General features: G+C 46.6%; 19 protein-coding genes. 18 read left to right on the top strand and 1 reads right to left on the bottom strand.

Annotation, left to right across the window (positions count from 1 at the left end; translation table 11 throughout):
- Positions 1-20 precede the first annotated feature (20 nt).
- From rhaI to ACFQ3J_RS09145, 18 genes are all read left to right on the top strand, one after another.
- Positions 21-1,241, top strand: a complete 1,221-nt coding sequence (gene rhaI / locus ACFQ3J_RS09230) for an L-rhamnose isomerase (RefSeq protein WP_251583389.1) — start codon at positions 21-23, stop codon at positions 1,239-1,241.
- Positions 1,238-2,716, top strand: a complete 1,479-nt coding sequence (locus ACFQ3J_RS09225) for a rhamnulokinase (protein ID WP_251583391.1) — start codon at positions 1,238-1,240, stop codon at positions 2,714-2,716. Before rhaI ends, ACFQ3J_RS09225 begins: the two co-directional genes overlap by 4 nt.
- A gap of 15 nt (positions 2,717-2,731) precedes the next feature.
- Complete coding sequence (locus ACFQ3J_RS09220; RefSeq protein WP_251583393.1) at positions 2,732-3,496, top strand: DeoR/GlpR family DNA-binding transcription regulator; 765 nt, start codon at positions 2,732-2,734, stop codon at positions 3,494-3,496.
- Between the two features lie 27 nt (positions 3,497-3,523).
- Positions 3,524-4,252, top strand: coding sequence for a (Fe-S)-binding protein (locus ACFQ3J_RS09215; protein ID WP_251583395.1), 729 nt, complete (start codon positions 3,524-3,526; stop codon positions 4,250-4,252).
- Positions 4,249-5,769, top strand: coding sequence for a LutB/LldF family L-lactate oxidation iron-sulfur protein (locus ACFQ3J_RS09210; protein WP_251583398.1), 1,521 nt, complete (start codon positions 4,249-4,251; stop codon positions 5,767-5,769). The genes ACFQ3J_RS09215 and ACFQ3J_RS09210 overlap by 4 nt, the downstream gene beginning before the upstream one ends.
- Positions 5,766-6,491, top strand: coding sequence for a LutC/YkgG family protein (locus ACFQ3J_RS09205; protein WP_251583400.1), 726 nt, complete (start codon positions 5,766-5,768; stop codon positions 6,489-6,491). The genes ACFQ3J_RS09210 and ACFQ3J_RS09205 overlap by 4 nt, the downstream gene beginning before the upstream one ends.
- A 464-nt stretch (positions 6,492-6,955) precedes the next feature.
- Positions 6,956-10,171, top strand: a complete 3,216-nt coding sequence (locus ACFQ3J_RS09200) for a bifunctional cytochrome P450/NADPH--P450 reductase (RefSeq protein ID WP_285850181.1) — start codon at positions 6,956-6,958, stop codon at positions 10,169-10,171.
- Positions 10,172-10,307: 136 nt separating this feature from the next.
- Positions 10,308-10,817, top strand: a complete 510-nt coding sequence (locus ACFQ3J_RS09195) for a hypothetical protein (protein WP_251583404.1) — start codon at positions 10,308-10,310, stop codon at positions 10,815-10,817.
- Between the two features lie 81 nt (positions 10,818-10,898).
- Entirely contained in the window at positions 10,899-11,876 is a 978-nt protein-coding gene (locus ACFQ3J_RS09190; RefSeq protein WP_091155615.1) for an aldo/keto reductase, read from the top strand.
- 99 nt (positions 11,877-11,975) lie between these two features.
- Positions 11,976-12,425: a hypothetical protein gene (locus ACFQ3J_RS09185; RefSeq protein WP_091155616.1), complete on the top strand. Its 450-nt coding sequence runs from the start codon at positions 11,976-11,978 to the stop codon at positions 12,423-12,425.
- A gap of 230 nt (positions 12,426-12,655) precedes the next feature.
- Positions 12,656-15,349 (top strand): pyruvate, phosphate dikinase, encoded by a 2,694-nt coding sequence (gene ppdK, locus ACFQ3J_RS09180; protein WP_251583413.1) that lies wholly within the window; start codon positions 12,656-12,658, stop codon positions 15,347-15,349.
- A 70-nt stretch (positions 15,350-15,419) separates the two neighbouring features.
- On the top strand, positions 15,420-16,055 hold the full coding sequence (locus ACFQ3J_RS09175) for a helix-turn-helix transcriptional regulator (protein WP_091155622.1): 636 nt from the start codon (positions 15,420-15,422) through the stop codon (positions 16,053-16,055).
- 263 nt (positions 16,056-16,318) lie between these two features.
- Positions 16,319-17,107 carry a pyruvate, water dikinase regulatory protein gene (locus ACFQ3J_RS09170; protein WP_091155624.1) on the top strand — a complete coding sequence of 263 codons (789 nt, stop codon included), beginning with the start codon at positions 16,319-16,321 and terminating at the stop codon, positions 17,105-17,107.
- A gap of 151 nt (positions 17,108-17,258) precedes the next feature.
- Positions 17,259-18,071 (top strand): DUF3891 family protein, encoded by an 813-nt coding sequence (locus ACFQ3J_RS09165; protein WP_251583415.1) that lies wholly within the window; start codon positions 17,259-17,261, stop codon positions 18,069-18,071.
- A gap of 261 nt (positions 18,072-18,332) precedes the next feature.
- Positions 18,333-20,222, top strand: coding sequence for an LTA synthase family protein (locus ACFQ3J_RS09160; protein ID WP_311287080.1), 1,890 nt, complete (start codon positions 18,333-18,335; stop codon positions 20,220-20,222).
- A gap of 90 nt (positions 20,223-20,312) precedes the next feature.
- Positions 20,313-21,323, top strand: coding sequence for an LLM class flavin-dependent oxidoreductase (locus ACFQ3J_RS09155; RefSeq protein ID WP_251583417.1), 1,011 nt, complete (start codon positions 20,313-20,315; stop codon positions 21,321-21,323).
- A gap of 1 nt (position 21,324) precedes the next feature.
- Entirely contained in the window at positions 21,325-21,795 is a 471-nt protein-coding gene (infC, locus tag ACFQ3J_RS09150) for a translation initiation factor IF-3 (RefSeq protein ID WP_091155635.1), read from the top strand.
- A 130-nt stretch (positions 21,796-21,925) separates the two neighbouring features.
- Positions 21,926-22,852, top strand: a complete 927-nt coding sequence (locus tag ACFQ3J_RS09145; RefSeq protein ID WP_251583418.1) for a manganese-dependent inorganic pyrophosphatase — start codon at positions 21,926-21,928, stop codon at positions 22,850-22,852.
- A gap of 95 nt (positions 22,853-22,947) precedes the next feature.
- Here the strand turns inward: ACFQ3J_RS09145 and ACFQ3J_RS09140 are convergent, their stop codons facing one another.
- On the bottom strand, positions 22,948-24,147 hold the full coding sequence (locus ACFQ3J_RS09140) for an ROK family transcriptional regulator (protein ID WP_251583419.1): 1,200 nt from the start codon (positions 24,145-24,147) through the stop codon (positions 22,948-22,950).
- Positions 24,148-24,165 lie beyond the last annotated feature (18 nt).

Genomic DNA, 24,165 nt, shown 5'->3' with positions numbered 1-24,165 from the left:
GGATCAAAGGAGAGGTCTATATGACGGATAAAGCTTATGCATGGTTTGAAGAGCAGCAAACGGCAAGGGGAATTAATGTTGAGGAAGTGAAGCGGAAGATTAAGCAGTTCAAGATTGAAACGCCATCGTGGGGTTACGGTGATTCAGGAACGCGCTTCAAAGTATTTCAGAAGGAAGGTGTGCCGAGAGATCCGTTTGAGAAAATGGAGGATGCGGCTGTTGTTCATCGCCTGACAGGCCTTGCCCCCACAGTAGCTATTCATATTCCTTGGGATAAGGTGGGAGATTACAGCAAGCTTCGTTCCCACGCCGAGAGCTTGGGACTTAAGATCGGAGCAGTTAACCCGAATCTTTTTCAGGAAGAGGACTATATGCTTGGCAGTGTAACGAACAGTGATGCGGCTGTGCGCCGGAAGGCAACAGAACATCTGCTTGAATGCGTTGACATTGCGAAGGAAACAGGATCCCGTGATCTTAGCCTCTGGTTTGCAGATGGAACCAATTATCCTGGACAGGGTGACATCCGCCAGCGGAAGAACTGGTTGCAGGAAGCTTTATCCGAAATGTATAAAGCGCTTACGAAGGATATGCGGATGCTGATTGAATATAAGTGCTTTGAGCCTGGCTTCTATCATACGGATCTGGCGGACTGGGGCATGGCATACAATACAGCTTTAAAGCTTGGTGAACAGGCACAGGTGCTTGTCGATACAGGCCATCATTTGCCAGGAGCGAATATTGAACACATTGTGGCCTATCTTATTGATGAGAAGAGACTGGGCGGATTTCACTTTAACAGCCGTAAATATGCGGATGATGATCTGATTGTGGGTACCGTCAATCCCTATGAGTTATTCCTTATCTTCTATCAGATTCTGAACGGGGCTGTGGACACAGATGAAGGTATTCGGCAAGGTGTAGACTCCATTGCTTATATGCTGGACCAATCCCATAACATTGAGCAGAAAATACCGGCTATGATTCGTTCGGTGCTGAATGTTCAGACTGCTTATGCCAAAGCGCTTCTTATCGATCATGCAGAGGTTGCGGCTGCCCAAGAAAAGAATGACGTACTGGCAGCGGAGCATGCGATCCGCAAGGCATCTGAATTCGATGTAACTCCACTGCTGCATGCAGTTAGAGAAGAAGAAGGGTTACCGATTGATCCGATGGAGGCTTATCTGAAGAGCAGCTATCCAGAGGAGATCAAGGCACGCGGTAAGGGAGGGGCGAGCTGGTGAACATCCTCGCCTATGATTTAGGAGCTTCAAGCGGAAGGGCAGTCCTTGGGCTGCTGAGTGACTCCCGCATCCAGATCAAGGAAATTCACCGCTTCTCTAACGATCCGGTGATGGCAGGAGATCATTTGCATTGGGATATACTTAGGCTGCTTCATGAGCTTAAGCAGGGGATGCTCAAGGTGAAGCTGCAAGGGGAGAAGATTTCCAGCGTAGGCATTGATTCATGGGCTGTCGATTATGGGCTCCTCAATCAGAAGGGGGAGCTGCTCGGAAGTCCATATCATTACCGCGATAAACGGACCGATGGTGTGATGGAGAAAGTGACCGCCAATATTCCGGCAGAGCATATTTTTCGGAAGACAGGAATTCAGTTCCTGCCCTTTAACACCATTTATCAGCTTGCTGTTCTCAAACAGCAGAACTCCTATATGCTGAAGGAAGCCGCTCATTTTCTAATGATACCGGATTTGCTGCGGTTCTTCCTGACGGGTGAGAAATTGAATGAATTTACAAATGCAACGACAACACAGCTGTTTAATCCATGTACGGGCGACTGGGATTCGGAGCTGCTATACCGGATTGGCATACCGGAGGAATGGTTCGGCAAGGTACTGACTCCGGGATCGGATGCAGGTGAGCTGAGACCCTCTGTGATGCAGGAGCTGGGAATTCCTAACGTTCGCTTCGTTGCCGTAGCTGAGCATGATACCGGTTCTGCTGTGGCAGCGGTACCTGCGACGACACGATCATTCGCTTATCTTAGCTGTGGCACATGGTCACTTATGGGGACAGAGATGGATTCACCTGTTATTAATGAGACTTCTCAGGCTCTGAATTTTACAAATGAAGGCGGAGCTAATCATACGTATCGTCTACTCAAAAATATTATGGGACTCTGGATCTTTCAGGAGACGCTGCGACAATTTGAGCGTGCGGGCAAGACGTACAGCTATGATGAAATATTAAGACTTGCTCAAGATGCAAAGCCTTTCCAATACTTCATAGATCCGGATGATTCTTCCTTCTTGCCGGCGGGCAGTATGACTGAACGCATTGAGGCCTACCTGACCAGAACGGGTCAAGGATTGCCGCAATCCGACGGGGAAATGGTTCGCTGTATACTTGAGAGCCTTGCCCTGAAATATAGACATGTGCTGGAAATGACAGAGCAGGTATCCGGGCAGCAATTTGACAGTCTTCATATGGTGGGCGGAGGCATTAACAATAAGCTGCTATGCGCTTGGACTGCAAGTGCAATCGGTAAACCTGTATATGCAGGTCCCGTAGAAGCAAGTGCGATTGGTAATCTGGTCGTACAGTGGATGAATCAAGGCATATTCAAGAGTGCGGCGGAAGCTCGGGCCGTCATACGCGATTCTTTTCCTATTCTAACCTATGAGCCGGAACAGGCGGAAGCCTGGAGAGAGGCGTACGGCAGTTTCACCAAGTATACAGGTCTAGCTGCCTATGCCTAAATCTGGAGGATGCCTATGCTAGTTGCTGAACGTTATGCGGCGATCACCCGGCTCGTCAATGACAGAGGAAGTATTCGGGTATCCGAGCTGAGCAGCTTGTGCCAAGTAACCGAGGAGACCATTCGCCGGGATTTGGATCGGCTTGAGAGAGAAGGGAAGCTGAGACGTTCACACGGCGGTGCTGTACGTATAAGGCTTTCTGATGAACATATGGAAACCCCTTATAGTGAGCGTGAAATCACTCGTACAGAGGAGAAACGGCGGATTGCTCTGGAAGCGGTGAAGTTTATAGAGCCTCATGAGCGCATCCTTCTAGATGCAAGCACGACCGCTTGGTATACAGCCCGAAGCTTACCGGATATTCCGATTACAGTTCTAACGAATTCCATTCGGGTAGTAACAGAGCTATCCAGCAAGAAGCACATCGAAGTTATTGCTGCTGGGGGTCAGCTCCTGCCTGAGTCAATGTCCTTTGTTGGACCACTTGCCGAGCGTTCTCTGGACACCTATCACGTGGATAAGCTCTTTTTGTCCTGCCAAGGTGTTCATGTGGATAGAGGCATCAGTGAAATGAATGAGCTTCAAGCGAGAGTGAAGCAGAGGATGATTGGAATGTCCGATCAGGTGTTCTTACTAGCAGATTCCAGCAAGTTTGGCATACAGGCGCTGACTCATGTCGCTGGGCTTGATAAGGTACAGCACATTATTACGTGTCAAGATGTGAGGGAAGAAACTGTAAGAGCACTTAAGGAACGTTCTATACATGTCACCATTGTTTAGTCTTGAATAGATAAGAGGTGTACTCAGATGAAGGTCTCTATATTTATTACATGTCTCAGTGATGCGATCTATCCGAGGGTAGGAGAAGCGATGGTGCGCATACTGGCCAGATATGGCATACAGGTGGACTTTCCCAAAGTCCAGACCTGCTGTGGTCAGCCAGCTTATAACAGCGGGTATTTCGATGAAGCCAGAGCGGCCGCGAGAACGATACTGGATGCTTTTGATGACAGCGATTTTGTCGTATCTCCATCCGGTTCATGTACGTATATGGTCCACCATTATTCGAATTTATTCCAGGAAGAGCCGGAAATGCTGGAGAAAGCGAAACGATTGGAAGCGAAGACCTATGAGTTCACACAGTTCCTTGTCCATGTGATGGGAATTAAGGATCTTGGGGCTGTGTTTCCACATAAGGTGACCTATCACCCCTCTTGTCATGGCAGCCGGCTCCTTGGCGTCAAGAATGAACCGATGGCTCTGCTTCAGGAGGTAAAAGGCATAGATTTTGTACCCTTACCTTTTGCAGAGGACTGCTGCGGCTTTGGCGGCACCTTTGCCGTGAAGATGGCGGACATTTCCGGAGCGATGGTTACGGAGAAGGCGGAGCATGTTGTTGAGACTGAAGCTGAAGTGCTTGTAGGTCTAGATATGGCGTGTCTGATGAACATCGCGGGCCAGCTGCGGTATCGAAATCAACCGGTACGAGTCATGCATCTGGCGGAGCTGTTGTATGAGGGGGTGAAGTCTTCATGACCAGTTTGGGTTCAGCAGGTCCAAAGGTTCAGGTGAAGGAGCGTGCAGGCCTGGCGCTCAATGATGAATTTTTGCGAAAAGCAGTTAAGTTCACGACAGAGCGTCTCAGAGGCGGGAAGAAGCTGGCCTCCGAGGAGCATGGACGCTGGGAAGAGTGGCGTGAGCAGGGCAGACAGATCCGGCTTCATACGATTGCCCATTTGGATTATTACTTGAATCTTTTTGTGGAGAATGCCCGCGCAAACGGGGTTCATGTTCATTTTGCCGATACGGGGGAAGAAGCCGCCCGTATTGCCCTCCAAATCGCAGAGCACCGCGGAGCCAAGTCTGTCGTCAAATCGAAGTCCATGGTATCCGAAGAGCTGCATCTTAATCATGCGCTGGAAGAAGCAGGAATTGAAGCGATTGAGACGGATCTAGGTGAATATATTATCCAGCTGGCCGGAGAAATGCCTTCACATATCGTTATCCCCGCCATTCATAAGAATCGATATCAAATTGCTGAGCTGTTGTCTGAGGTTGCCGGAGAAACACTCCCTCCGGATACGACGGTGCTTGCCGGCTTTGTTCGAAAAATATTGCGGGAGCGCTTCCTTGATGCCGATATCGGCATGACGGGCTGTAATTTTGCCATTGCCGAGACCGGTTCCATGGTGCTGTTCGAGAATGAAGGCAATGCCCGGATGGTCAGCACCCTTCCGAAGACGCAGATTACGCTGATGGGAATGGAGAGAATTATTCCTTCCTGGACAGATCTGGAGGTTATGGCTACGCTGCTTCCTAGATCAGCGACGGGCCAGCGGATTACAATGTACATGTCCGGTATCACCGGACCTAAACGTGACGAGGATGCAGATGGTCCTGAGCAAATGCACATGATTATTGTCGATAACGGCCGTTCGCTTCAGCTTGGTGATCCCGAATTTCAGGAGCTGCTTAATTGTATTCGCTGCGGGGCGTGTCTGAATGCCTGTCCGGTATACCGTCACATCGGAGGTCATGCTTATGGAAGTACATACAGTGGACCGATCGGAGCTGTGCTCACCCCTGCACTGAACAAGAATGTAGCTGAATGGGATGATATCGCCAATGCATCGAGTCTATGTGGTGCTTGTTATGAGGCTTGTCCGGTTAAGATTCCTCTGCATGACATGCTTGTAGCACTACGTCGACGCAAGGTGGAAGGTGGACATGGCAACAAGGTCGAAACGGCAGGTATGAAGGCATATGCGGCTGTTGTATCCAAATCCTCCCGATTTGGCGCAGCTCTGAAGGCAGGTCAACTGGGGCAGAAGCTTGTTGTGAAGAATGGAGAAATTACGTTAAAAGCGGGGCCTTTAAAAGGCTGGAATTCCTATCGTGTGACACCATCATTAGCCAAGACCAGCTTCAGGCAATCCTGGGAACGGCTCAAGTCTGAAATTAAGGATGAGGCGCCTGAGATGGAGCCGAATCTCGTTGCAAGATTACAAGCGATTGTTGAAGCCAGGGCAGCAGGAGGGAGGAAGCAAATATGAGTGGCACGGAAGAAACGTGGCTTAAGGAGCTCACAGAACAGTCTATGAAGAAGCAGGAGCGTTTCATGAATCACATTGCTTCCCGTCTGAAGAGACCCAGACAGATATCCGCGCCTGCTCAGCCATTTCGGGGATCTCCGGGCTTCTGGTACGAAATGGAGTGGGATGAGAGGGAACGAATTGAGAAGTTTACAAACCATTTTGAAAGTGTAGGCGGTCATGTGGTCCAGGTTACAAGCTATACCGAAGCCGGACAATTCATTGCTGACAAAGCTGAGAAGCTTGGCGCCAAGCGGATCATCAGGCAGGATCAGCCTGAGCTGAACAGCTTGGGACTTGAGGATAAGCAGCCTGCCTTAAATATCTCTACCTGGAATTCAGAGGATGATGTGAATTGGAAAGCCGTAGCCGCAGAAGCGGATTTCGGTATTGTCATTGCAGATGGTGCAGCAGCTTACACAGGCTCGATTCTCGTGAAATCTGCGAGAGAAAAAGGCAGATCTGTGACTCTTCTGCCTACAGTGATGTTCATTATTATCCCTGTGGATAGGCTGAAGACGAGACTTGGTGAGCTGCTAACTCCGTTGGATGAGCTGGGGCGGGAGCGGCTTCCCGCAGGTGTCCATTTCATATCCGGACCGAGCCGCTCATCCGATATTGAGAATGAACTGACGATCGGTGTGCATGGACCGGGAATCGTATATGCCTTCCTGCTGGGATAAGAACAGAAGGAAGCTTTGAGCCTAATTTAAAGCCTTTTTAAAGCCTTTTTAAAGCCTGTCAGATTCCATTTGTCTTTGACAGGTTTTTTCGCTTTGTCTGGTTAATGACCAAGGTGTATTTAATGTAAGAGTAGGCTTGCTATGTAGAGTGGTAAAAGCATAAGTTCTCATCTTATCTTTACACTAAGCTTTTTAGATTTGGAATAAGATGGATAATTAGTCGTAGGTAAATATGACCTTGTGCCTGTTGAAGCTGCCATAATAGCGTGATACGGTATTTATAGATTGGAGCTTATCATCACCCTAGAATCATTTTTTGAAAAAGTGAGGAGGATCGGTTCCGCTTTTTTTTACATCAAAATGACTGTTCTACTAAAATGGTCAATCAGTTCGAATGTCATATTATTCGCTGTAATCTTGCCAAGTCTGTCTAAAGATAAAACATATTATTGGAGGGAATGTGGATGTCTGTGTCTGTAAAAATACCTCAGCCCAAAACCTACGGTCCGCTGGGGAATCTGCCTTTGCTTGATGTGCATGCTCCAGTGCAGTCTCTCGTCAAAATCGCTTATGAGCAAGGTCCTATCTTTCAAATTCAATATCCGGGCCGCAAAGAAATTTATATCTCAGGACATGAGTATGTAGAGGATGCTTGTGACGAGAAACGGTTTGACAAGAGAATCTGGGCACCGCTCCAAAATGTGCGTCCATTCGCCGGTGATGGATTATTTACGAGTGCTACAGATGAGCCGAACTGGAAGAAGGCTCACAATATTTTGCTATCCAGCTTCAGCCAGCGGGCGATGCAGGGTTACCATACCAAAATGCTGGATATCGCCGTTCAGCTGATTCAGAAATGGGCGCGACTCAATCCCGATGAAACGGTCGACATACCGGGAGACATGACCAGGTTAACTTTGGACACCATCGGTCTGTGCGGTTTTGACTATCGATTCAACAGCTTTTATCGTGAGGACTATCATCTCTTTATTGATCGTATGGTTAGAGCGCTGGATGAAGGAATGAGCCAGCTCCACCGATTGGGTATACAGGATCTGTTCATGGTACAGAAGAAGAAGCAATTTAATGAAGATATACAGGGCATGTTTGAGCTCGTCGACGACTTGATCAGGGAACGTAAGGCGCACGGGGGGAATCCGGGAGATTTGTTGTCCCATATGCTGGAGGGAACCGACCCGGAGACAGGTGAGTCGCTGGATCTTGAAAATATCCGGTATCAAATGATCACTTTCTTGATCGCAGGACATGAAACAACAAGCGGCTTGCTGTCCTTCGCCATGTATTATTTGCTTAAGCATCCTGATAAGCTTACGAAGGCAAGGGAAGAAGTGGACCGTATATTCAAGAGTTCCCTTCCTACCTACAATCAGGTTCGCGATTTAAAATATATTCGTATGGTGCTTAATGAAGCCCTAAGATTATGGCCGACGGCTCCCGCCTTCTCATTATATGCCAAGGAAGATACTGAAATTGGCGGGAAATATCCGATGAAAAAAGGCGACAGTGTAACGGTACTCATTCCAAAATTGCATCGTGACGAGCGTGTATGGGGGGTGGATGTTGATAAATTCATCCCAGAGCGCTTTGAGGATCCAAGCAAGGTGCCGCATGATGCATACAAGCCATTTGGTAATGGTCAAAGAGCTTGTATAGGGCAGCAGTTTGCCATGCAGGAAGCTACATTGGTGCTGGGAATGGTGCTGCAGCACTTTGATCTGATTGATTACGCTAATTATGAATTGAAGGTGAAAGAAACGTTGACGCTGAAACCGGAGGATTTCAGGGTTAAAGTACGCAGCCGCGGCATGAATAACATGATGATGTTGTCCGGTTCTTCTTCGGCATATCAAACAGAGGTGTCAAGCAAATCGGAAGAGCTTAGCAGTGTACCGGCTCATAATACTCCGATGCTTGTATTATACGGATCGAATCTCGGCACAGCCGAAGGGATCGCAAGAGAGGTAGCGGATACGGCTAAATACCAAGGCTTTGATGCAAGCGTCGCTCCACTCGACAATTACGCCTCCCATCTTCCTAAAGAAGGTGTTGTGTTCATTGTAACGGCATCCTATAATGGTCAGCCTCCATCGAATGCAAAGAATTTTGTAGACTGGCTCGAGCAGGCTCCTGCCACTGAAATAGAGGGAGTCCGTTATGTTGTGTTCGGATGCGGAGACCATAACTGGGCAAGTACGTATCAGCGTGTACCCAGGTTTATTGATGAAACGCTGCACACGAAGGGAGCCATCCGCCTATTGGAACGCGGTGAGAGTGATGCAAGTGGTGATTTTGAGCAGGAAGTTGATGATTTTACGGAGTCACTATGGCCAGATTTAATGCAGAAGCTTCAAATTACAGTCGATGAATCGGTGCCGAAGCGACGGAGCAGCTTAACTATCTCATACGTTGAAGGTGTAGCTGCCGTACCGCTGGCCGAAACTTACAAGGCATATTCGGCAATGATCACTGAAAGCCGAAATTTACAGCACCAAAACAGCAGCAGAATAACCCAGCATATCGAGATCGAGCTGCCGGAGGGGATGACTTACCAAGAAGGGGATCATCTGGGCGTACTCGCTCATAATTCGGAGAAGCTGGTTAGCAGGGTACTGAAACGATTTGGCTTAACTGGTTCAAGTCATCTTGTTCTGAGCGCCGACGGGCGTAGCAGCGCTCATCTTCCAGTAGGAACAACGGTAAGACTGGATGACCTGCTCACACATAGTGTGGAGCTTCAGGCTCCGGCAACTAGAGCACAGCTTAGAGAGCTTGCCTCCTATACAGTGTGTCCTCCTCACGCCAAGGAGCTGCATGCACTTCTAGAAGAAGAGCTATATAAGAGTGAAATCAGAGACAAAAGAATAACGATGCTTGACCTGCTAGAGAAGTACGAGGCCTGCGAGCTCCCGTTTGAGAGATTCCTTGAGCTCCTGCCTGCGCTTACACCTCGCTATTATTCCATTTCCAGCTCTCCGAAGCTTCATCCGCATACAGCAAGCATTACGGTCAACGTGGTTCGCGGGCCGGCATGGAGCGGAAGCGGGGAATACAGGGGGGTTGCGTCAAACTATTTGGCGGAGCTTGAGCCAGGCGCGAAAATATTTATGTTTGTACAGACACCTGAGTCTGGGTTTCAGCTGCCGGATGCTCCGGATACTCCAATCATTATGATTGGACCTGGAACCGGGGTAGCTCCTTTCCGCGGCTTTGTTCAGGCAAGAAGTGTAATGAAGCAGCAGGGCAAGAAGCTTGGGGAGGCCCATTTATATTTTGGCTGCCGAACTCCAGAACATGACTTTCTGTATCAGGAAGAGCTCATTTCGGCACAGGAGCAGGGAATTGTTACGATCCATACGGCCTTTTCCCGCGTTGAAGGACAGGATAAATGTTATGTTCAGCATCTGATTCAAAAAGATGCCGATCAACTGCTTCAGTTGATCGAGAATGGCGCCAAAACATTTATATGTGGTGATGGTGTGTGGATGGCGCCTGATGTGGAGAAGACACTCATCTCCAGTTATCAGCGTCATACTCAGTCCAGTGAAGAGGAAGCCGTATCGTGGCTGCGAGCGCTGGAATCCAGCGGCAGGTATGTAAAGGATGTATGGGCAGGATCTAAGATCGAACAGGAGAAGACCGTCCCGGCCAAGGTACTATAGGTTCCTGAGACGTGAACTTATCTCCAGTATCGCGGTTCTCGTTAATACGATTAATCAAAATGGGGATGAAGAGCTTTCAAGTTCTTCATCCTTTTTGTTTGTTATATGTTACCATCTTAGAAAAAGGAGGGATATAATGAAAAAAATATATCATATGTTATTTTTTATGTTAGTTCTATCTGCTTGTAGTAATAGTGAAGAACCACTTGTTAATCAACAAGTTCAAGTGCTGCAGGATGAGAATCAACAACTTAAGAAGGAACTTGAGGCTTCTAAGAATTCTCCTTCAGAGGAACACATGAATGTAATTACAGGTACACTGAATACGTCGTTTAAAATTATTGATGCCATGAACAACAAAGATTATGAAACCTTACAATCACTTTCTGTTCCTACCATTGAGTTTGACGAGCAGGCAGAAACATACACACTACAAGGCATTGATGATAAACAGAATGTTTCGCTCTTGACCTCCATTGGCATTGGTAATCTGGAATACAGAGGATATACTCAAACGAATGAAAATGAAGTTGAAGTGTTCCTGGCGAATTATTACGATGAAGGACATGTAGCAATTTATATGCATTTCGAGTTGGTTGATCAACAATGGCTTTATAAAGGGACATTATACGAATTAAGATGTTAGATCGTCTTTAGGCAGCCTTTTATTTTTGATATGATGTTGGTAGAATTGAGAAGTACATATTCACAGAAGGAGGAGTTATATATGAAGATGATGCCATTGCGTCATAAAGGCATTAATGCCAGTCAAGTGGTGTTCGGTTCGATGTCATTGGGTGGTGGATGGAACACCAATCCGGTCACGCAAGAACATGTGCTTGAAGCAGAGAGAGCGGTAGATGCTGCACGTGAAATCGGGATTAATATGTATGATCATGCGGACATTTACACTTTCGGCAAAGCGGAAGAAACCTTTGGGAAGATACTGCAGGCACAGCCGTCCCTCAGGGAAGAAATCATTATACAATCCAAATGCGGCATAAGACTTCAAGACGGTGATCTTCCAGGAAGATATGACTTCTCCAAAGAGCATATTTTGAATTCGGTGGATGGGATATTAAGCCGTTTGGGTACCGAATACATCGATATTTTACTATTGCATCGTCCAGACCCTCTTATGGAACCGGAAGAAATTGCGGAAGCCCTAACTTTGTTGAAATCTGCAGGCAAGGTTCGTCATTTTGGCGTTTCCAATATGAATGTGGGTCAAATTGAATTTTTGCAGCGTTCGCTTCCGTATCCGATTATTGTAAACCAGCTGCAGATGAGCTTGTCTCACTTGCATTTTGTTGATGAGGTGGTCTTTGTCAATCAAGCTGCTGGAACGAAGGTAAACTTTGGCGCAGGACTGCTTGAGTTCAGCCAGATGCAGGACATTCAGCTTCAAGCCTGGAGTCCGTTGTCACAAGGAATCTTCACAGGTAAGGACGTTTCGGATCAGCCGGAGCATATTCAGGCTGCAGCGAAGCTCGTTCAGGACATGGCCGAAGAGAAGGAAACCACTCGTGAAGCGATCGTACTCGGCTGGCTTATGAGACATCCTGCGATGATTCAACCGGTCATCGGTACGATCAATCCTGAGCGGATTAAGGCGACAGGGGACGCTGTCCGCCAAGGCCAGCTCATGACCCGGGATGAATGGTACAAGCTGTATGTTACAGCAAGAGGACCTAGACTGCCGTAAACTTAATGCTTAATCGGGCCGGCGATGAACACTCTAACTTAGCGCTGCTATCATATTGGCATAAGCAGATGTTGTCGCTGCAAGGGAGAGTGGTGTGGCTTGGTATCCAATATAAGTCTTATTCTTTTTCTTTTCCTTTCATTAGCGGTCTTTTTCATTAGCATTCAGCAGCGCCGCAAGACGGGGAAAGTAAGGTTTAGTGGACTAGGTAAAGAAAATACGATGCTGATGGTGCTGATCTATGTACTTGGCGGTATTTACCTGATAACGAGTGAAGGATGGCTCAAATACGTTATTTTCATGCTCTCGTTTATTGTCTATTATTTTGTAAGTCAGTTTTATGTCGGGGAGAACGGTGTGAAGTTTGGCATTTATTTTATTCCTTATCATAAGGTGACCGGATACAGGCAATATGACGGTTCAAATGACGTGACATTATATATTGAAGGTAAATCCAAAGGGATCTATCTCAAACCCAAAATCGAATACCGCAGCAGTTTGATTCAATCGGCGCTTGAAATGAAGGGGATTTCTGAGCAGCAACGGTGATGTCTTCTCTGCAAAATACACAAATAAGCTGTCTCTATGAGATAGCTTATTTGTGTTGAAACCATTTTTATAACATCAGGAATCATACGTAATCCACACAAATAAAAGATTCTTATATGACGTATTATATATTGACCATTATCCATTTGTGACGTAATATATTGGCTGAGTTGGATTTGAAAAAAATGGAAAATAAGTTCTTGAAAAACGATGAGATGAGGAGAGATAGGATGACGGACAAACGTGTATTCATGTTCAGTGAAGGCAATGCATCGATGCGTGAGCTTCTGGGTGGAAAAGGGGCGGACTTGGCGGAAATGACAAGAGCGGGCTTACCCGTACCTTACGGCTTTACGATTACGACGGCTTCATGCCGGGATTATTACACTCATCTTGGACATATTCCCCTCTCCCTTATTGAAGAAATTGAACAAGCACTTGTGAGTCTGGAACAGAAGACTGGCAAAACATTCGGCGATACAGAGAATCCTTTATTCGTTGCCGTGCGTTCCGGTGCAGTGACTTCTATGCCGGGAATGATGGACACGATCCTTAACCTTGGCATGAATGACGAGACAACAGAAGGGCTGGCGGCAATCTCTGGCAATCGCAAATATGCGCTGGAATGCTATGCCCGCTTTATACAAATGTATGGACATGTGGTGATGGGAATCGAGAACAACGCATTCTCGAAATTATTGCGTCACATCAATGGAGCTCAAGGGACAGAACATATCGGACAGCTCGAACCAACAGAACTGGAGGAGCTGATCCATAAATACAAATCACTTATTCAGCAGCGGGCCAAGAAACCGATGCCGCAAAATGTAAGAGAGCAGCTGATAGATGCCGTACGTGCCATCTTCCGTTCCTGGTCTAATCCGAGAGCGAAGGTATATCGTAAGGTTCACAAGATCTCAGAGGATCAGGGTACTGCTGTCAGTGTTCAGGAAATGGTATTTGGCAATCTGGATGAGTACAGCGGAACAGGTGTGCTTTTTACTCGAAACCCATCCACTGGAGTTCATGAAATACTTGGGGAGTATCTGCCTTCGGCCCAAGGAGAAGAAGTGGTTATGGGCATCCGCACTCCGTTTGGGATATCGTATCTAGCACAAACCATGCCGGCTGTTTATGAAGAGCTTCACGAAGCAGCATCCAAGCTGGAAGCATGGTATGGAGATATTCAGGACATAGAATTCACAATTGAGCAAGGTAAACTGTACATACTTCAGACTCGCGGAGCGAGGCGGACTGCCCAAGCGGCGATGAAAGCAGCTGTCGATTATGCGAAAGAAGGCATTATTACCAAAGAAGAGGCTTTGCTTCGAATTGAGCCTGAGCATCTGAATCAGCTGCTGCATCAATCGATTGAAGCTCAGGATGTGGATAAAGTCGTTGCAACGGGACTTCCGGCTTCTCCCGGAGCCGTGAGCGGTGCGCTTGTGTTTGATTCCGAAACGGCAGAAGCATGGACTTCTGTTGGCAAAAGAGTTATTTTGGTGCGCAGAGAAACAACGCCTCAGGATATTCATGGGGTTATTGCGGCTGAAGGTCTGCTAACACTGCGGGGAGGCATGACGAGCCATGCAGCGGTGGTCGCTAGAGGGATGGGGACACCCTGCGTTTGCGGCTGTGAAGAGATGGAGCTTCGTGAGGATAAGAAGGAGCTGATCTGCGGGAAATACACGTTCCAGGAAGGAGATCTGATCTCGCTAGATGGGGCAACGGGTCAGGTATATGCAGGAGAGATCAAGCTGAAGGATCCCGAAATTTCGGAGGAATTGTCTCTTGTTCTCAGCTGGGCGGATGAGGTTAAGCATATGAAGGTATATGCAAATATTGATCAGCCTGGTGATGTAAAATATGCACGTAAATGGGGAGCCGAAGGAATAGGCTTATGCCGCACAGAGCATATGTTTCTGTCTCCTTCCAGACTGCCGCTGATTCAGCGGGTCATCGTCGCCGGAAATGCCCAGGAGCGTCAAGAGGCGCTGTATCGTCTAATGCCTATCCAGCAATCGGATTTTGAGCAGATCTTTACGGAGATGGATGGACTGCCTGTTACGATTCGTTTGCTGGACCCGCCTCTGCATGAGTTTTTGCCGAAGCTCGAAGTACTAGAAGGCAGAAAAGAACATCTTCGCATGATTACGATGGATGGGGACACAGATGAGCTGGACAAAGTGGAACGAGTCATTTCGAAGGTGCAGGAGTTAAGAGAAACGAATCCCATGCTTGGATGGCGTGGGGCAAGACTTGGTATTGTATTCCCCGAAATTTATGATATGCAAATAGAGGCGATCTTCCGTGCAGCTGCGAACTGTATAGACAGAGGGATATCGGTTGTACCTGAGATTATGATACCTCTGATTGGGCATGCAAACGAGCTGTCCACGCTGAGAAAGCTTGTGGATGAAGTCGCGGAACAAGTGCTCAGAGAGAATCTGAGGCATTGTCCGTATCGGGTTGGAACGATGATAGAAGTTCCACGTGCGGCCTTGACCGCCGCAGAGATAGCGAAGCATGCTGATTTTTTCTCTTTTGGCACAAATGATTTAACGCAGATGACGCTCGGCTACAGCAGAGATGATGCGGAACGCAGATTCCTCAGCCAATATATGGAACAGAAGATTATTGAAGCCAACCCTTTCGAAGTGTTGGATGAGGAAGGTGTAGGTGAGCTGATGAAGCTGGCCCTCAGCAGAGGACGTACCTGGAAGCCGCATCTTGTGGCAGGGCTGTGTGGTGAGCATGGCGGTGATCGAGACTCTATTCGTTTCTGTCATCAGATTGGACTGGATTATGTCAGCTGTTCACCGTATCGGGTGCCATTTGCCCGAATTGCTGCGGCGCAAGCAGAAATTCTGGAGCGAGATGTGTCGGCGTCTAATGTCGGCTCAGAGGTAACGAGCACTGCATAATCTTGAATGTTCATAGCAAGAGCGTGAGCGTACCATCTATTTTTACTGGAACTTTTTATGGGGGCATATTGTGATTGAACTAACAGGAAGACAACAACGTATAGTGGATATTGTTCAGGAGAGCGCCCCCATTACGGGGGATCAGATTGCTGATCGTTTGTCACTATCCAAACCGACGATCAGGGCGGATCTGTCTTTACTCGTAATGACGGGTTACTTGTCTGCCAAGCCCAAGGTAGGATATTTTCTGGGCCGTGCGATGACTGCATCAGAGCGGTATATGACTGAAATGAGCGATATTAAAGTGAAGGATGTACAGAGTGTTCCGGTCGTGGTGTATGGACATACCACCATCCATGAAGCAGTGGTGACCTTGTTCTTGGAAGATGTGGGAACACTGCTGGTTATTAGCACAGAGGGAGCACTGATCGGAATTATTTCACGGAAGGACTTGCTTAAGGTGACCTTAGGAGATCAGGATATTCGAGAGATCCCGGTCAGCCTGATGATGACAAGAGAGCCGCATATGATATCGGTGTCACCGGAGGATAGCGTTATTGACGCCGTTGGAAAAATGGTATTTCATGAGATCGACAGCTTGCCTGTTATTAAGCGGGAGACAAATGAGCTGGTCGGCCGAATATCGAAGACGACGATAGTTAGAGTGTTATATGCGGCGTTTGATTCGGTACATCACGAAGAGTGAGTATGAATGAAAAAGCCAGGGCGTTTGATTCGGTACATCACGAAGAGTGAGTATGAATGAAAAAGCCAGGGCGTTTGATTCGGTACATCACGAAGTGTGAGTATGAATGAAAAAGCCAGGGCGTTTGATTCGATACATCACGAAGTGTGAGTATGAATGAAAAAGCCAGGGCGTTTGATTCGATACATCACGAAGTGTGAGTATGAATGAAAAAGCCTTCGGTACATTAATTTCCATTTATAAAGCAGCAGGGGGAGAAGAGGATGCATTTCGTCGCCGTTTGTTCAGATTCTCTAGGGGAGACAGCCGATCTAGTTGTAAGAGCCGCTTTGCGACAGTTTGAGTCATTGAACATTCAGCTGAGACGGTATCCCCAAATCCGCAGTGAAGATGAGATTCGAGAATTGATGGAAGAGGTTCACCGCAAATCCGGTTTTGTCGCATACACACTCGTTCAACCTGAGCTGCGTGAAGCGATCAAAGAAGAATCGGTTCGATTAGGCATTCGAACCGTCGACATCATGGGACCGATGATGCAGGCATTTATTGATACCTTTCATGACTCGCCTACTCAGCGTCCGGGTGTGCTGCACCGTTTGGATGAAGACTACTTCAGACGAGTTGAAGCGGTCGAATTTGCAGTAAAGTGTGATGATGGCAAGGACACAAGCGCAATTGTAAAGGCGGATATGGTTCTGCTCGGCGTATCCCGGACCTCAAAAACACCGCTGAGTATTTTTCTCGCGCATAAAGGCTATAAAGTGGTCAATTATCCCATCGTACCTGAGATCAAGCCGCCCGAACCACTCAATGAGCCGATCAAAGGCCAAATTATCGGACTGACCATGGATGCAGAGCATCTCCTAAAAATACGCTCTGAACGGCTCAAGGTCATGGGACTTCCCAATGGATCAAAATACGCTTCGCTCGCCCGGATCGTTACTGAGCTGGAATATGCTTATGAACTGTTTGATCGGCTAGGTTGTCCGGTTATAGATGTAACAGATAAAGCAATTGAAGAAACAGCAGGCATTATTTTGGGATATCTATAGTAGAATCCAATAAGGTATACGTGTCTTCGTAATTAAGAGTTAGTGTAAGTAAATAAAGGAATAGATGTAGATGTATATAAGAGTCAAAGAAGCCTGAGCGGGCTTCTTTGTTCTTTGTTCTGTAAGCTATATAGTTTAGAATTATGCCTGCATGGGTTACATATCAGAAGCAGATGATGAAGAAGGAGATGTGATCGAGATGATTATAAGAGAACAAGCACAGCACTTCATTATGATTGAGCAGCATGAGCATGCCAGGCTGTCGGGAGAGATTGCCTCCAGACTCTTACCGGAATTGTTTATTAGGGATACATATAAGAAGGACGTTTTGTATGCCATTTACGAGCATGACCGGGCCTGGATTCGGGTAGATGAGGTGCCGATATGGAATGACAAGGAGAAGAAGCCTTATTATTTTGTCAATTATCCTTATCCAGTGAAGCTTAGAATGTACCAGACCGGAATTGAGGAAGTAGAAGAACACAATTCTTATGCGGCCTACCTGGTTAGTCGTCATTTCACACACTTTCCCGATATACAGAACGGGACAGACGAGTTCAGCATATCTTTTTGCGAAGAGGAAGAGCATAGACAGCAGCGTTTGCGTCAACAAGCAGCGCCGCAGGAAGCCGAAGTTGTTGACCAGCATTATCGACTTCTTCAGTTCTGTGACGATCTCTCCCTCTATGTATGTATGAATGAACCAGGAGTCAGCAAGCAGGATGAACATCCTTGGTTCAAGAACGGATTATCTCAAGTAAGCGCAGCAGATACTGATGAGCCTTCCATTCAAGCAAAATGGCTGGACAGCCAGACAGTACAGGTGACGCCATCCCCTTTTGCCACACCGTTTCAGGCCCAGCTATCGTATAAGAAAGTGTCCAAAGAGTGGATTGATGAAAAAGGACTGAATGATGCCTACACACAAACGCCGGAGACGAAGCAGACCCTGCATTTTAAATGAGCGTGGTTACCATCAGCTCCAGACAACCATAACGACAACTTAATAGGAACGCTTTATGGTTACGAAACAGGAACGCTTGCCTTTAGGAAAGGTTCCTTTTTTTGTTTGTTCTACATGAATCTATACATCCTCTTGATTATAGCAAATCAGGGCATCATGAAATGAATGCGTATTAGAACAAATACAATATAAATGTTATAATGGATCACATATTTCGTAAAAACATTATAAAATTTTTGATTTAGAATGGGGTCAGTTCAATTGAAAGAAACAAAGACAGGGCTGGGAAGGTCTTTATTTGTTATTGTGTTTGTTCTCATGATGGCAAAGTTGACATTATTCCGCTTTTTTGTATTTAAAGACATATCATGGGACCGCATTGCTGTGGATGCGATTGCTGTTCTGGTCGTTTTATGCTTATGGGAGCTTCTCTTTTCAGGGAGATGGAAGGGTACAGCTTATTGGAGCTTGAACACATTGTTCTCGGTAATTCTGTTTGCGGCAACGATTTATAACGTCCAGTTCGGTTCCATTCCGACATATACGACATTGCTTAGTCTGAATCAAGTACCACAGGTAGCCTCAAGTATCGGTCTGCTGATTGAGCCGGAGCATTTCTTGTTTTTTGCGGATGTTATGGTGATGTCAATATGGTGGATCGTATACAGAGTTCAAGGTAAACGAAGCGTGTATTCCAGACAGTTGTCCCGGATCGGCATTTTATCGGTTGCCGTCATTGGTCTTGTAATGTCTGGAATGACCATTGCCAAAGATGGCTCGATAGAAAATGAAACCGTTCGTGCTGATGAGCTCGGATTTCTGAATTATCAGGTAGCTCAAGCGATTCTTGCGAATCAGCAGAATAAAATGATTGCTGCAGGTGATATCGAGGAGACCGTTAAGGAAATTAATGAGCATCAAGCCACCTACCCATATCAGCAGCATCCTGAAGAAGATGGTGTGGAAACGATGCCAGTTGGATTCGGTGCAGCAAAAGGGAAAAATCTGATTATCGTTCAGCTTGAATCATTTCAGAATTTTCCGGTTCGTCAGCAGGTAGAGGGACAAGAGGTCACTCCAGTGCTCAATGATCTCATAGAGGAGAGTATGTACTTTCCACATGTATTCCAGCAAATAGGGCAAGGGAATACCTCGGATGCCGAATTTATGACGAATACATCGATCTATCCGATTGGAACGATGGCGATGGCTACCGGATTTGGTGACCGTGTGCTGCCAAGTCTGCCCCGCCTTGTACAGAATGAAGGTTATACGGCACAGACCTTCCATGTTAATAGTGTGAGCTTTTGGGATCGAAACAAGATGTATCCAGCACTTCATTTTGATCAATATTTTGATAAGCCTTACTTTACAAATGATCATTTTAACGATTTTGGTGCTTCTGATGAAGAAATGTATCGTGTCGGTCTTGAGAAACTGGTGGATCTTGATGCGCAGAACAAGCCTTTTTACGCACATTTTATTGCAACCTCAAGTCATGCGCCTTTCAAAGTACCGCAGGATCGTATGCAGATGGAGGTTCCGGCACAGCTTGCAGGAACTGCTTTAGGGGATTACCTCACATCATTGAATTATGCTGACTACGCCCTGGGGACATTAATTGATGGACTGAAGGAAGAAGGGCTGTGGGAGGACACCATTCTTGTCGTTTACGGTGATCATTTCGGCTTGCAGAACCAAAGTACCTCTCCGGAGCAAGTCGAGGCCGCGCTGGGCGTTCCATATCATGAGCAGATCAGCCGTTTTAATGTGCCGCTCGTCATTCATGTGCCCGGAATGGAAGGTCGTCAGATTGACACGGTCGGCGGACAAATGGATATATTGCCTACGGTCTCCAATCTGCTCGGCATTTCTTTGAAGGAATCGAAATTCACTGCATTAGGTCAGGATCTGCTCAATATTGATCAGAATGTAATTGGGATGAGATATTACATGCCGACAGGAACTTTCTTCAATAATGAGGTCATGTTTGTGCCGGGCAGCGGCTTTGAGGATGGACAGGCGATTTCTCTTACAACGCTGGAACCGGTCGCCGATATTGAGAAGTATCGCGCGGATTATGATTATATTATGAAGCTGATGAAGCTCTCGGATGAATATGTGAAGCTGCTTCCTAAGCGAGGATTCTGATATTATAGAAGGGCACCGTTAACAATAACGGTGTCCTTTAACTTTGAAGCTGCAGTAGAACGGCATTTTTCTATAAGGAAGGTGAAGGTAATGATCAAACTAAGTGTATTAGAGCATGGTTACATAAAAGAAGGATTCACAGTCCTCGATGCTTTAAGTGAAGCGACAGAGCTGATTCAATTTACGGAAGGTCTGGGGTATCACCGGTTTTGGGTTTCAGAGCATCATGGCATGCCTGCGCTCTCTTTTTCCAGCCCGGAAGTGATGATCTCGCATCTGGCATCTCACAGCTCACGCATACGTGTCGGTTCGGGAGGCATTATGCTGCCGCACTATAGTGCTTATAAGGTGGCAGAAAATTTCCGTCTGCTAGAAGCCTTGTATCCGGGCAGAATCGATCTGGGAATCGGTAGAGCTACAGGTGCCATGCCGCTGGCGACAGCAGCCTTAAACGAAGGGAAAAGGATGAATTCGCAGCAATTTCCGGTACAGATTGATGATCTGATCGGTTATCTATATGAGGATCTTCCGGAAGATCACCGATATGCCCATCTTAAGGCTATTCCGCTGATCGACAGTGTCCCTGAGCTATGGGTGCTCGGATCAAGCAGCGAAGGAGGAAAGATCGCGGCAAGGCATGGCGTATCCTACTCGTTTGCTCATTTCTTTGGCGTACCTGGAGGAGAAGAAGCGATCCATCATTACAAAACCGGGTTTAAGCCTTCGATCGTGAGAGAAACCCCGCGGACTATGATTACCATTAGTGTTGTATGTGCAGATACGGAGGAGGAAGCGAGGAATCTTGCTTCAAGCAATCAGCTGTATTTTCTTGCATTGATGAGAGGAGGACAGCTGTCCGGTTTTCCATCGGTGGAGACGTCGCTTAATTATCCTTACACAGCAATAGAGAAGGAGCAGATCAACAGCAGAAGGCACCTCAGTATTGTCGGCGACCCTGAACAGGTGAAGAGAGGAATACTCAGAATCAGCGAGTTTTATAATGTGGACGAAATCATGATTGCATCTGCCATCCATGATTTTGAAGCAAGGAAGAGATCATTTCAGCTTATTGCGGAAGCGATGAGGGAAGGGGAAGCGTAAATTGATCAAGAATGAAAAAATCAAAGCAGCAGAAGTAGTGGTCACCGGCATAGATGGCGAAGATCTCGGTGTAATGAAGACAAGCGAAGCACTTGCATTAGCCAAGAAGCTAAAGGTAGATCTGGTATGCACAACACTCCTGAGCAGCCCTCCGCCATGCAGGCTTGTTGGAGCGGGAGTTGCCAAGCAGGAAGCGGCTGCCGAGAAGCGCAAGAACCGTGAACCGAAAGTGAAAGAAATCCGGCTGACTCCGCATATTGAGGAGCATGATTATGATACGAAGAAGACACAGATGGAACGTATACTTAAATCCGGGGATATGGTGAAGCTGGTCGTGAAGATTCAAAAGAAAGAAGGAGAGATGGCCAAATCACTACTCGAGAGCCTTGTGCGTGATTTGAAGGAATTCGGCGAGCCAAAGACTGGTATTCAGCTGAGCGGCAAACAGGCAGTCGTTGAATTAATGCCATAAAAAATTTTTTTAAAACAAGGTATAAACATTGGAATACAATTCATTTAACGCTATAATCGTATAGGGAAATACATCCTAACCGGATGCTCACACATGATGACAATAACATATTAACGGAGGTCTCAATAAAATGGGGAAAACATTGATTTTTGGACACAAAAATCCGGATACGGACACCATCTGTTCTGCAATTGCCTATGCTGATCTTAAGAGTAAGCTGGGTATTGAAGTTGAAGCTGTTCGTCTTGGAGAAGTAAATGGTGAAACACAATATGCTCTTGATTTCTTCAACGTGGATGCACCGCGTTTTGTAGAGACTGTAGCAAATGAAACAAACAGTGTTATTCTGGTTGACCATAACGAGCGTCAACAAAGCGTAAGCGATATTGATCAGGTTCAAATTACGGAAGTTATTGATCACCACAGAATTGCTAATTTTGAGACAAGCCAGCCCCTCTACTATCGCGCCGAGCCAGTGGGCTGCACAGCAACGATTCTTAACAAGCTGTTTAAAGAGAACAATGTTGAGATTACGAAACCGATTGCGGGTCTGATGCTGTCTGCTATTATTTCAGATTCTCTATTGTTTAAATCACCGACATGCACTGAGCAGGATATTGCTGCAGCCAAGGAATTAGCTGATATTGCAGGTGTCGATGCGAGCGTATACGGTCTTGATATGCTCAAAGCAGGTGCTGATCTTAGCAAAAAATCCGTTCCTCAGCTCCTTACGCTTGATGCGAAGGAATTCTCAATGGGCGGCTTCAAAGTGGAAATAGCACAAGTCAACACAGTGGATGTCAACGATTTGCTTGTAAAGCAAGCTGAGCTCGAGGCGGTTATCTATCAGACAATTGCTGAGAAGAATCTCGATCTGTTCGTATTTGTCATTACAGATATCCTGAACAATGACTCTGTTGCGCTTGCACTTGGACATAAGTCTGAGGCAGTTGAGCGTGCGTACAATGTTCAGCTTGTGGACAACAAGGCACTTCTGAAAGGCGTCGTATCACGCAAATCTCAGATCGTTCCTGTACTGACAGAAGCATTGTCTTAATATTAAGCTCCAAAATAATAGGGTTGTTCTAATCGCAGTCACACTGCATTAGGACAACCCTTTATTTTTCTTGAGAGATCATCTTTCTATCATTTCTACAGCTGGAAGGCACGGCACACGTTAAGTGCGCACCCTGTAATGACTGCGTCTTCTTTCAGGTTCCCTTTCGAGAATACAGGTTCATACCTTGGATAATAGAAGGTATTCTTCCTGGCGATATGAGTTGCTGTATCAAAGTAGAGCGAGTTGTAATTCACCAAGGTTCCACCTAATATAACAATCTCCGGATGAAACATATTTATTAAATTGGCGAGTCCAATACCAAAATAGACAGCAGACTGCTCAAATATTTCCCGTGCGAATGGATCTTCTGCATCCAGTGCTTTGAGAAGATGCTCGAACTGAATTCGATCGGGAGACAATGGGCTGAGTAAGGGACCGAGCGCTCTTCCTGCCTTGGCTTGCGATCGTGCAGTTCTCTCAAGTGCTTGGATAGAGGCGTATGCCTCTAGTGCTCCATAATTGCCGATAGGACCAAGTCTCTGACCATCCATGTGCACGATCATTTGACCGATGGAGCCTTCAGTATCAACGGTACCATGGACAATTTGGCCTTGAGACATAATGGCGGATCTGAGGCTGACTCCGGCATGAACATACAGTGCATGTTGAATACCTTGATCACGCATCGCCCAAGCTTCCCCGATAAGTGCAGCGTTAACTCCGTTCTCCAGATAAGCCTTCCAGCCTGTGGCATTCTCGAGTTGCTGACATATGGGGATATTACGCCAGCCTGATGCCGGAAAGTATAATGGGTCCAGAATGGTCCCCTTATTCCGATCAACCGGTCCGACGGCACCGATACCAATACCTAATATTTGTGAAGGTTCAAGCTGATGATCCTTGAGAAAGCTCCTCATATGCCCAGCAGCAAATTCAACAAAACGCTCGGGTGTCATTGATTCATCCATCCGCCAGCGCATCACGGATTTTGGATTCATAGCCATGTCAAACAGACCGAGTGTGGAAGAGAACCGGGAAATTTCCAGTCCGAATATGTATTTATAATCAGGTTCGATCTGATAAAGAATGGGACGACGACCGCCGCTGGAAGCGCCGAGGCTTGCCGCCTGAATAAGACCTTCGCTTGTCATCTCCTCAAGCATGCGGGTAAGTGTACTGCTCGTTAGTGAATAAGCATCTAATAGTTCAGCTTTGGAAATAGGACCATGCTCAGCAATCCAGGAATAGATCAATTTTTTATTTGATTGTAATACAGGTTCTTTTTTGTTCATGAACGTCGCTGCTCCAAT

Origin of the sequence: Paenibacillus provencensis (genome assembly GCF_042678545.1) — a bacterium.
Lineage (GTDB): Bacteria > Bacillota > Bacilli > Paenibacillales > Paenibacillaceae > Paenibacillus > Paenibacillus provencensis.
The sequence above is the reverse complement of the archived record's forward strand: the minus strand, read 5'-3'. Positions and strand labels throughout refer to the sequence as shown.